Source organism: Komagataeibacter europaeus LMG 18890, from assembly GCF_000285295.1.
Lineage (GTDB): Bacteria > Pseudomonadota > Alphaproteobacteria > Acetobacterales > Acetobacteraceae > Komagataeibacter > Komagataeibacter europaeus.
The window spans coordinates 1-1,370 of sequence record NZ_CADP01000288.1; the positions used below are offsets into that span (position 1 = coordinate 1).

A 1,370-nucleotide genomic window follows, 5' to 3' on the forward strand; every position below is an offset into this window, starting at 1 on the left:
GGAGGGGGCGAAATCCTACGCTAAGCTGAGAACGCGCTTCCCATAATCCCTGAGCTCGCCCTTCGGTCCGACATATCTGTATAGAGTGACGCGCTCGATCCCGAGTTCCTTGCACAGATCGGAAACAGACGTGTCGCGCTGCGCCATGGCGGCCTGGGCGAGACGCACCTGTGCTTTGGTCAGGGCGAATTTTCGCCCTCCCTTTCGTCCGCGCGCTCTGGCTGCGGCAAGGCCAGCCATGGTGCGCTCGCGGATCAGATCCCGCTCGAACTCGGCCAGAGTGGCAAAGATACCGAACACCATGCGGCCGGATGCGGTCGTGGTGTCGATCTGAGCGCCTTTTCCGGTCAGCACACGCAGGCCGATCCTGCGGTCTGACAGATCCTTCACGGTGTTGACCAGGTGGGCGAGCGAGCGCCCGAGGCGATCGAGTTTCCAGACCACCAGCACATCGCCGTCGCGCAAGGATTTGAGGCATGCAGCTAAGCCGGGCCGATCATCGCGGCTACCGGATGCACGATCATCATAAATATTACCTGGCTCGATACCGGCGGCACGCAGGGCGTCGTGCTGGAGGTCGAGGGATTGGGAACCATCGGCTTTGGAGACGCGGGCATATCCGATCAGCATGTTTCTTAAACGTTGGTTTGAAGCGGTGACGAACATGAGCACATAAGCTTGCACTATTGTGTATCTTAACCAGCATCGCAATCAAACTATCTCAAACCTTACCTTGGAAAGAATAAGGAGCATGTATGCCGCGTCGCGTGACCCTGACCGATCGACAGCGCGAGGCGCTGTTTCACTTACCGGTCGATCAAGGTGATCTGCTGCGGCACTATACCCTTAGCGATGAGGATCTCGGGCATATCCGCCAGCGCCGGCGCGCCCACAACCGTTTCGGCTTCGCGCTGCAACTGTGCGTCCTGCGCTACCCGGGCCGGGTACTCACCCCTGGCGAGCTGATCCCGGCACAGGTATCGGATTTCATCGCGGCCCAGCTCGGGCTGAGCCGTGACGATCTACTCCTCTATGCCGCGCGCGAGGAGACCCGGCATGAGCATCTGGCGGACCTACGCCGGATCTACGGCTATCGCTCCTTTTCGGGGCGGGGCGCACGGGATTTGCGCGATTGGATCGCTCGGGAAGCCGAGGCGGCGACATCGAATGAGGATCTTGCCCGTCGCTTCGTTGCAGAGTGTCGCCGCACCCGCACAATCCTTCCCGGTTTCTCAACGATTGAGCGCCTTTGTGCCGATGCACTGGTCAAGGCCGAACGCAGGATCGAAGATCGTATCGCCCATCGCATAACACCAGCCCTGAGCGAGAATTTGGCTCATCTGTTAGAGAATACGGTGGATGGTCGCATC

At 59.9% G+C, this 1,370-nt stretch carries 2 protein-coding genes; one reads left to right on the top strand and one right to left on the bottom strand.

Annotated features, from left to right (window positions below; genetic code table 11):
• Positions 1–15: 15 nt before the first annotated feature.
• On the bottom strand, positions 16–630 hold the full coding sequence (locus GEU01_RS21810) for a recombinase family protein (RefSeq protein ID WP_010512305.1): 615 nt from the start codon (positions 628–630) through the stop codon (positions 16–18).
• 125 nt (positions 631–755) lie between these two features.
• Here GEU01_RS21810 and GEU01_RS21815 point away from each other — a divergent pair.
• Positions 756–1,370, top strand: a 615-nt coding sequence (locus tag GEU01_RS21815) for a DUF4158 domain-containing protein (RefSeq protein WP_019087678.1), incomplete at its 3' end; no start/stop codon positions are given.